At 65.8% G+C, this 9,389-nt stretch carries 6 protein-coding genes and 2 pseudogenes; 5 read left to right on the top strand and 3 right to left on the bottom strand.

What is annotated here, in order from left to right; all coding sequences use genetic code 11:
• Positions 1 to 113: 113 nt before the first annotated feature.
• Positions 114 to 209 (top strand): annotated as a pseudogene (locus FFS45_RS42675) (DUF4148 domain-containing protein); the annotation flags it as partial.
• 329 nt (positions 210 to 538) lie between these two features.
• Here the strand turns inward: FFS45_RS42675 and FFS45_RS40825 are convergent.
• Positions 539 to 1,441, bottom strand: a complete 903-nt coding sequence (locus tag FFS45_RS40825) for a LysR substrate-binding domain-containing protein (RefSeq protein WP_004637169.1) — start codon at positions 1,439 to 1,441, stop codon at positions 539 to 541.
• 99 nt (positions 1,442 to 1,540) lie between these two features.
• On the opposite strand from FFS45_RS40825, the gene FFS45_RS40830 reads away from it, so the two are divergent.
• Genes FFS45_RS40830 through FFS45_RS40840 form a run of 3 tightly spaced genes read left to right on the top strand, consistent with a single transcriptional unit; the run spans position 1,541 to position 6,546 of the window.
• Entirely contained in the window at positions 1,541 to 3,115 is a 1,575-nt protein-coding gene (locus tag FFS45_RS40830) for an NADH-quinone oxidoreductase subunit L (protein ID WP_004637167.1), read from the top strand.
• Between the two features lie 24 nt (positions 3,116 to 3,139).
• Positions 3,140 to 5,692, top strand: coding sequence for a DUF2309 domain-containing protein (locus tag FFS45_RS40835; protein WP_004637165.1), 2,553 nt, complete (start codon positions 3,140 to 3,142; stop codon positions 5,690 to 5,692).
• Entirely contained in the window at positions 5,692 to 6,546 is an 855-nt protein-coding gene (locus tag FFS45_RS40840) for a DUF6671 family protein (protein ID WP_004637164.1), read from the top strand. The genes FFS45_RS40835 and FFS45_RS40840 overlap by 1 nt, the downstream gene beginning before the upstream one ends.
• 127 nt (positions 6,547 to 6,673) lie before the next feature.
• Here the strand turns inward: FFS45_RS40840 and glmS are convergent, their stop codons facing one another.
• On the bottom strand, positions 6,674 to 8,341 hold the full coding sequence (gene glmS / locus FFS45_RS40845; RefSeq protein WP_310735655.1) for a glutamine--fructose-6-phosphate transaminase (isomerizing): 1,668 nt from the start codon (positions 8,339 to 8,341) through the stop codon (positions 6,674 to 6,676).
• 68 nt (positions 8,342 to 8,409) lie between these two features.
• Here glmS and FFS45_RS40850 point away from each other — a divergent pair, with 68 nt between their 5' ends.
• Positions 8,410 to 9,069, top strand: coding sequence for a GGDEF domain-containing protein (locus tag FFS45_RS40850; protein WP_245621288.1), 660 nt, complete (start codon positions 8,410 to 8,412; stop codon positions 9,067 to 9,069).
• Positions 9,070 to 9,090: 21 nt separating this feature from the next.
• Here the strand turns inward: FFS45_RS40850 and FFS45_RS40855 are convergent.
• A pseudogene (locus FFS45_RS40855) lies at positions 9,091 to 9,276 on the bottom strand (ATP-binding protein); the annotation flags it as partial.
• Between the last annotated feature and the right edge of the window lie 113 nt (positions 9,277 to 9,389).

Raw genomic sequence — 9,389 nt, forward strand, 5'->3', positions numbered from 1 at the left:
AGATTTGAAAGTGAACAGGAAAGTCAATGAAATCAACGATCTACCAACACCACCTCCGCGCCAGTGCTAGCTTTTCGTACCGTCACTTATTGCACTGAAAACGAGGGGACCCCCAATCCACCGCCGACCGCGCTGCCGTGCGTGCCCAGGCCGCAGAAGCTGTTCGCACAGGCCAGATCTCCCACGGCGAAATCGGCAACGCCATGTAATGCAAGCCGATGCGGGCGTTTCGGACGCCACCGCTTGGCGCATCCACTGCGGCTGAGCGAAGGCGTCATCGGTGCACCGCATCACATTGCATCGCCCATGAACGAGCCCCCATTGCGGGGCTTTTTTCATGGGGCAAACTTTTGACGAATCCCAGCTAGGGCAACGCCGAATAAGTCCCCGCAGTGGCGCACGCCCTGATTTGGGATGGGATGCAAGGCGCAAACCACAGCGATAGCCGTAGCTATCGCGAGGATTTGCAACGCGGCAGACCGCCCAAAGCAGGGGTGCGCGGTGCGCGAGGGACTTGTTCAGCGTTGCCCTAGGTCTGTCAGGACGGCCCCATGCGGCCCGACGAACGTTCCAGCAGGGTTTCCAGCACCTCGATACGGTGCCGATGCCGGGTGGTGATGGCGTAGAAATGCTCCTGCAGCCCGGCGGAGTAGCCCACCTTGACGAGGATGCCCGTGCGCAACTCGTCCTGAACCACCACCTCGGGCAGCACGGTCAGCCAGCCGCTGTCACGGGCGATCAGGCGCAGCATGGCCATGTCATCCACCTCGGCGCGCAATCGGGGCGTCACCCCGGCCGATGCACACAGGGCTTCAAACTGCGCACGCAGTGCATGGCGGGGGCCAGGCAGCGCCACCTCCATACCCTCCAGGTCTTCAGGTATGCGCAACGAGCGCGATTGCCACACGCTGGCAGGGCCGACCAGCGAGATGGACTGGCTGCCGAGAAATTGGCAGTGCAAGGGGCGCTCGGAGTCGGAAGGCACTGACTCATTGGCCAGCACCACGTCCAGCTGGTGCTGCACCAGGCGCGAAATCAGCCCCTCCAGCAGCCCTGACTCCAGCGTCAAAACCACGGACGGGTCGGCCAGCAAGGGGCGGATCCAGTTTTCCTGGTAGTTGCGGGACAACGTTGCCACACTGCCCACGCGCAGCCGGGTCACCCCCGACGCGCTGCCCTGCAGGCGCCCCAGCATTTCCTGACCCAGTCCGAAGATGTTCTCGGCATATGCCAGTACCAGTTGCCCGGTGTCGGTCAGCAGCAGGCGGCGGCCCTCTCGCAAAAACAGCTCTTCGCCCAGGCGCTCTTCCAGCTGCCGGATCTGGGTGGACACCGCAGACTGGGACGTGTGCAGCTCTTGCGCTGCCTGGGTAAGGTGCCCCAGCTTGGCCACACGCCAAAAGTAGAACAGGTGGTTGAAGTTGAGTTGATCGAGTCTCATTGTTCTATTTTTAGTATTTTTTTGTTCTTTTCAATGTATTTTACAGAACAATAACCCCGCAGCATCATCGCCCCCAGTCTTGTTTCTGGAGGTTGAGTGATGCCATTTGTTCACGTTTTGTCCCACGCCAGCGCATGGGCACCGGGCATGCTCATGCTGGCCGCCATGGCGCTGGCACTGTGCCACAAGGGCTCGGTTGCCACGTTGTGGCGCTGGATGCTGATCCTGTCTGGTGCCGCCTTGGCAGGTTCTGTATTGGCGGCGATTGCGGCCATGGCTGGCATCGGCCGGCTGGACCACGCTGGCTGGCTCAAGGCATCGCCGATGGGCTTGTGCATGGGGGTTCTGGTGCAACTGCTGGGCACCGTCATCGCAGCGTTTTCTGCGAGGTACCTGGAGGGAGAGCCCGGCCAGCCGCGCTACATGGCAGCACTGGCGGGTGTGCTGGCTGCTGTGCACGTGCTGCTGCTGGCAGACCACTGGATCGTCCTGGCCATCGCCTGGGCTCTGGTGGGCATTGCGCTGCAACACCTGCTGTGCTTCTACCCCGACCGGGCTTTTGCCAGCCTGGCCGCCCACAAAAAACAGATGGCCGACAGGGTGGCCGACGTATTGCTGGTCGGTGCGGCGGCACTGGCCTGGCTGGAAGTCGGCAGCGGTTCTTTGTCGGCGTTGTGGGCGTACATCGCACGCGACGGCATGTCCCCGTTGCTGCACGCCAGCGCGGTGTTGCTGACCCTGGCCGTGATTTTGCGGACGGCCTTGTTGCCCGTGCATGGCTGGCTGATCCAGGTCATGGAGGCGCCCACGCCGGTGTCTGCACTGCTGCACGCAGGCGTGGTCAACCTGGGCGGGTTCGTGCTGATACGGTTCGCCCCCTTGCTGGAAAACGCCGCCGCTGCCCGCGTCGTGCTGGTCGTTTTTGGCCTCGGTACAGCCGTGCTCGCTGGCATGGTCATGCTGACGCGCATCAGCATCAAGGTCAGGCTGGCCTGGTCCACGGTGGCGCAGATGGGGTTCATGCTGCTCGAATGCGGGTTGGGCCTGTACACGCTGGCTGCGCTGCACCTCGTGGGGCACTCGCTGTACAAGGCCCATGTGTTTCTGTCGGCATCCAACGCGGTTCGGCAAGCGCGGCTGCAGGCCATGCACAGCGCAACCCCGCCCACAGCCATCAGCCTGGCGCTGGCACCCGTCGCCGCCACGGCCACCGTGCTGCTGGTGCTGAACGTGGCGGCGGAGGTGCCCTGGCCCGCCTGGTGGTCCGCCGTGCTGGGACTGGCCTGGGCACCGCTGCTCTGGTCGCCTCAGGGCCAGGCCAGCGCCAAGACTGCGGCCTGGCACAGCCTGGCCGGGCTGGTGATGGTGGCGGGCCTCACCGCAGCGGCAGTTGCCATCCACCATGTGCCACTGGGCTTGCGCGATGCTCCGGCGCACGTGCTGGGGTGGCTGGCACTGATCGGACTTTTAGGCCTTTACCTCTTTCTGGCACTGCTGCAGAGGCAGCCCCACATGCTGCGGACCTGGCGCAGGTGGAGCTATGCAGGGTTCTACATCGACGAGGCGTACACCCGGCTGGCCCTGTACATCTGGCCCACCGCCTGGACACCCCCTGCCCCGCGTGACGCGGTCCCCCATGTAGCAGGCCCCACGTTGCACAGAGCCGCCCCCTGAACCGCACTGCACCCGGAGAACCCCATGATGGAATCACTGACCGACTGCCCCACCGAGGAGCTCGCGGCGCCAGCGCCCACGCACGCTGCGCAGCACCCGGCCTCGCACAACGACATCGACACCGCCTGCGCACAAGCGTGCCAAGCCATTGCACCGGCCTGGCCCCTGGACCGTGCCATTGCAGTCAACCCGCACTGGGCGCGCATCGGCATGCCGGTGCGCCGGGTGGCAGCGCGCATGGCAGCGCTGGGCGGCATTCAGGTCTTTCCCGGGCGCGACCGGCAACTGCAAGCGTGGACGGAAGGACGCATCAGCGCCCAGGACCTTGATCAGGCGATCCGCCAGATGCCTCAGGCGCAAGCCTGCGGGTTGACTGCCGAAGACTGCGTACAGGCCTTACACAACACCCAGCCCGTAGAGCAATTGCCCCTGCTGATCGATGTGCTGGACAACGACCCCCACCGCCAAACCCGCTTGTCCTGGCGCCAGGCAATCACCCACCAGGTGAGCCAGACCTGCGCCGCCTATTTCGACCAGACACAGGCGGACTGGCAGCCCCAGCGGTCCGAGGGCCTGTATGCGTTCTGGCGCGAGACTCTGCAGCACGACCACTCCATCGGCCTGCTGATGGGCTTGCCACACCTCGCCGAGGCCTTGGAGGCTCTGCCCGCCACCCGGGAAGACGCCGAACGCTGGGTACTGCACAGGCTGCGCCTTCCCAAGGCGGTGTGGCCAGACTATCTGGAGTCGGTGCTGCTGACGGTGAATGGCTGGGCTTCGTGGTGCGCCTATCTAGGCTGGCAGGCCCACCTGAACCAGACCTCCGACCCGCACCTGCGGGAGTTGCTGGCGATCCGGCTGGCATGGGGTGCGGTTCTACTGCATTGCAAGGACGATGCCGCAGGCACCCATGCCTTCCAGGCGCTGCAACAGGCCTGGGGCCAGGCCCCCGCCTTGTTGCAACGGGCAGAGCAGGCTCTGCTGGTCGACGAAGTGTGGCAAGTAGCTCTGGAAGTCGGCTACCAGCGCCAACTGGCTCAGCGGCTGCTCGGTGCCGGCAGTGCCCCGCCCAACCAGCACGAGATCGAGGTGCAAGCCGCTTTTTGTATTGATGTGCGCAGCGAGCCACTGCGGAGGTCCCTGGAGGCCATTTGGCCCGCCGTACAGACCATCGGGTTCGCGGGATTTTTTGGCCTGCCCCTCGCCTACACACCGCTGGGCACCAGCGCTCGCACGCCCCACCTGCCGGGCCTGTTGGCACCCGCAGTAGAAGCCACTGACTGCATCGTGCCATCCACTGCGGGCGCGTTGAAGACCGATGCGACGCTACAAGAAGCAGCGATCCACGCACGCTCCAGGCGCTTTGCGCTGGCCGACCAATGGCTGTCCGCCAGCCGCTGGCCGGGTGCGGCGTTCTCGTTCGTTGAAGCGGCGGGCGTGGGCTATGCGGGCAAGCTGGGCCAATGGCTGCGGCCCTCCCGGCAAGCCAGGGCCAACGATGCACTGGAAGGCCTGCCTGCGCGCTATCGCCCCCTGTGCCGGCCCCAGCTCACGGGGCTGGACATCGGCGCCAAGGTGTCGCTGGCAGCGCGGGTGCTGCGCTCCATGGGGCTGGACGGTTATCTGGCGCCCCTGGTACTGCTGGTAGGGCATGGCAGCCAGTCGGCCAACAACGCCCATGCGGCAGCGCTGGACTGCGGCGCATGCTGCGGCCAGACCGGCGAAGTCAGTGCCCGCAGCCTGGCACAACTGCTGAACGAACCTGCCGTGCGTACGGGCCTGGCGGAACAAGGCATCGCCATTCCGGAGTCCACAACCTTCGTGGCGGCCCTGCACAACACCACAACCGATGAGATCGAGGGCTTTGACCTGGACCTGCTGCCCCCAGCCGCTCGCCAACGGTGGGACAGCCTGCAGCCGGTGCTACACCATGCCAGTGACCAGGTCCGCAGAGAACGAGCACCGCACCTGCACATCGACCCACGGACACCGCACGACGATTTGCTGAAGCAATTGCGAAGGCGCGCCAACGATGGCGCCCAGACGCGCCCGGAATGGGGCCTGGCGGGCAACGCAGCCTTCGTCATCGCACCCCGGCACAGGACGCTGGGCGCTGCGCTACAAGGACGCAGCTTTCTGCACGACTATGACGCCCAAAGAGACCCCGACGGCAGCCTGCTGGAAGCGCTCATGACCGCGCCCATGCTGGTCACCCACTGGATCAACTGGCAGTACCACGCATCCACCTGCGCCCCCACACGCCTGGGGAGTGGCAACAAGGTGCTGCACAACGTGGTGGGCGGACACATCGGCGTCTTTGAAGGCAACGGCGGTGATCTGCGCATCGGCCTGTCGCAGCAGTCGGTGCACGACGGCAAGCGCTGGTTGCACGAACCACTGAGGCTGACCGTGGTGATTGATGCGCCCCGCCCATCCATCGACGCAGTGATCCATCAACATGCCGTCGTCAAGCAACTGGTGGACCACGGGTGGCTGCACCTCTGGCGGTGGGAAGGCACCGACCTGATGCGCTATGACCAGGGTCTCTGGGAGCCGCTGCACACGGAGAACTGGTGATGCACCCCAGTGCACGCCCCTATGCAGACCGCCGCATCGCCTTGCTGACCCAGCATGGCAAGGAGCGGGTCATCGCGCCCGCGCTGGAGCCGGGTCTGGGTTGCACGATTGAACATGTCAGCGGGTTCGATACCGACCTGCTGGGCACCTTCACCCGCGAAACGGCACGTGCGGGCTCGCAACTGGATGCAGCACGGCGCAAAGCCCGCAAGGGCATGGAGCTCTCCGGCCTCGATGCCGGCCTGGCCAGCGAGGGCAGCTTTGGTCCCGATCCGTTCACAGGAATGGTGCCCTGGAACGTGGAGCTGATCGCCTGGCTGGACGACCGCATGGGCATCGAAGTCGTCGGCATGGCACAAGGGCCTGCGCGCAGCGGGCACCTGCTGAGCGATAACTGGAGTGCCGTGGAGGCATTTGCGCAGCGCGAGGGCTTCCCGCAGCAACAGCTGGTGATGCGCCCGGAGAGCCAGGACGACACCCGCATGCACAAAGGCATCGCGGACTGGGACCGGCTGCGGCACTGCTTCGACGCCTGCCAAGCCCAGGCCCGCAACCGCCAGGTCTTTGTGGAGACGGACCTGAGGGCCTTTGCCAACCCCACCCGCATGCGCCTCATCGAGCAAGCTGCGCAGGACTTGCTGCAGCGACTGCAGTCGAACTGCCCAGCCTGCAACGCCCCGGGTTACTGGGTCACCGAACGCATACCGGGGCTTACCTGCTCTGCCTGCGGACGGCCTACCGCATCCTGCCGCGCTGAGGTGTGGTCGTGCCCACGCTGCGAATACCAGTCCAGAATGAGCAAAGCCACGCGGGCATTGGCAGATCCTCGCCACTGCGCGTATTGCAATCCCTGACTTGCAATCACAGCGGTCCCGCGTTCAGCACAGTGGTTTGAACACTGACCGGCGAGGCGTCACAAAGCAAACAACAACTGGCCAATCGATCAGTCAGTTGTTGGTAAAAAACGGGGTGTTCGACAGCTCACTCCACAGTAACGCTCTTGGCCAAGTTGCGGGGCTTGTCCACATCCGTCCCCCGCGCACAGGCCGTGTGGTACGCAAGCAGCTGCAGCGGCACGACATGCAGCAGTGGGCTCAATGCGCCGTAGTGCTCGGGCATGCGAATCACGTGGATGCCCTCACTGCTTTCGATGCGGGTGTCGCCATCGGCCAGCACGTACAGCACACCCGCACGGGCGCGGACTTCCTGCATGTTGCTCTTGAGCTTCTCCAGGAGGGCGTCGTTGGGCGCCACCGTCACCACCGGCATGGCGCTGGTCACCAGGGCCAGGGGGCCGTGCTTGAGTTCACCGGCCGGGTAGGCTTCAGCGTGGATGTAGCTGATTTCCTTGAGCTTGAGCGCGCCCTCCAGCGCGATGGGGTAATGCAGCCCTCGGCCCAGAAAGAGCGCGTTTTCCATGCGCGCAAAGTCTTCAGCCCAGCTGATGAGCTGGGGTTCGAGCGCCAGCACGGCCTGCAGGGCCACGGGCAGGTGGCGCATGGCCTTGAGGTGTGCAGCCTCCTGCTCTTCACTCAGGCGGCCCTTGCTTTGCGCCAGGGCCAGCGTCAGCAAGAACAGGCCCGCCAGCTGCGTGGTGAAGGCCTTGGTGCTGGCCACGCCGATCTCGACCCCGGCGCGGGTGATGTAGGCGAGCTTGCATTCGCGCACCATGGCGCTGGTGGCGACGTTGCAGATGGTGAGCGTGTGCTGCATGCCCAGGGATTGCGCGTGGCGCAGCGCGGCCAGGGTGTCGGCGGTTTCGCCGCTTTGGCTGATGGTGACGACCAGGGTGCGCGGGTTGGGCACGCTGGTGCGGTAGCGGTATTCGCTGGCCACTTCGACCTGGGTGGGAATGCCCGCGATTTCTTCGAGCCAGTATTTGGCGGTGCAGCCGCTGTAATAGCTGGTGCCGCAGGCCAGGATCAACACGTTGTCGATGTCCTTGAACACGCGCCAGGCAGCCGCGCCGGGCTCGCCATGCTGGCCTGCACCATCAAACAGCTCGGGCACGATGCCGGCCAGGCCTTCCAGCGTGTCGGCAATCGCGCGGGGCTGCTCGAAGATTTCCTTTTGCATGTAGTGGCGATACGGCCCCAGCTCGGCCGCGCCGCTGTGGGCCTGCACGGTGCGCACGGGGCGCTGCCCGGTGGTCAGCGCATTGCCGTCCTTGCCCACGATCCAGTAGCGGCCCAGCTGCAGGTCCACCAGGTCGCCCTCTTCCAGATAGACGATCTGGTCAGTGACGCCCGCCAGGGCCATGGCGTCGCTGGCCAGAAAGTGCTCGCGCGATGACGAGGCGCCGGTTGCGTCCTTGCCCACGCCCAGGATCAACGGAGACCCTGCGCGTGCGCCCACCACGCGGTGGGGTTCGTCCTTGTGCATGACGGCGATGGCGTAGGCGCCATGCAGTTCGGCCACGGTGGCCCGCACGGCGTCGAACAGGTCGCCGCTGTAATGGCTGTCCACCAGGTGGGCGATGACCTCGGTGTCGGTCTGGCTTGCAAACACGTAGCCGCGTGCCTGCAGGCGGGCGCGCAGTTCTTCGTGGTTCTCGATGATGCCGTTGTGCACCAGTGCCACCCGGCCTGCGGCCTGCGCATGGGCGTCTGCGCCCGTGCCGTGGCTGAAATGCGGGTGGGCGTTGTGCACGGCAGGCGCGCCGTGCGTGGCCCAGCGGGTGTGGGCGATGCCGGTGGCGCGTGGCCAGCACGGCGGTCATGGGGCTGCACTGGGCGCCCGAGACCTCCATGCGCGTGATAGTGGCCTGTCTGCCGGTGATGTCGCTGCACACGCTGTCGGTCAGCGCCGTGAGCTACCAGCTCATCCGGCAGTCTGCGCGCCAGAACCAGATGCTGGACGAACTGCGCCGCGTGGACGCACTGACCGGCCTGTTCGGGCGCGGCCACTGGCAAGAGCAGGCAGAGGCCGCACTGCGCCGCCACCACACCACCGACGAGCCCGCCTGCATGCTGATGCTGGACATCGACCATTTCAAGGAGATCAACGACGCTTACGGCCACACCGTGGGCGATGAGGTCATCCGCGCGCTGGCGCATGTGGTGCGGGGCAACGTGCGCGCCGGTGACTGCGCGGGGCGCTACGGCGGGGACGAATTCGCCATCGTGCTGCCCGGCATGCATGCGCGCGACGCCCTGGCCATTGCCCAGCGCATCCGCGAGCAGACAGAAGGCGTGCGCCTGCGCAGCCTGCCCGAACTGCGCATCACCAGCAGCATCGGCGTGGCCCCGGCCGACCACCGCCACAGCAGCCTGCGGGCGTGGATCGACGCCGCGGACGCAGCGCTGTACGTCGCCAAAAACGGCGGACGCAATCAGGTGGCGGGGTGCATGGAGCCAGCGCTGGTACCAGCGGTGTAGCAGCCAGCACTGCGGCCGGCGTCAGGGCTCGTTGGCGGCTGCAGGGTTCACCGGCCACTGCACCCGCACCGTGCAACCAGCGCCCGGCACCGCCGTCGCGCTAACCTCTGCGCCGTGGCGCTGCGCAATGGCGCGGCACAGTGCGAGCCCCGCGCCCACCCCCTCGAACTCCGTCTCGCGGTGCAGGCGCTGGAACACGCCGAACAAGGGGTCCCCTCGTTTTCAGTGCAATAACTGGCGGTACGCAAACCCAGCACTGGCGCGGGGGTGGTGTTGGTAGATCGTTGATTCTGTTGGCTTTCCTGTTCACTTCTCAAACG

Origin of the sequence: Burkholderia sp. 4M9327F10 (assembly GCF_005503145.1) — a bacterium.
Taxonomy (GTDB): Bacteria; Pseudomonadota; Gammaproteobacteria; order Burkholderiales; family Burkholderiaceae; genus Paraburkholderia.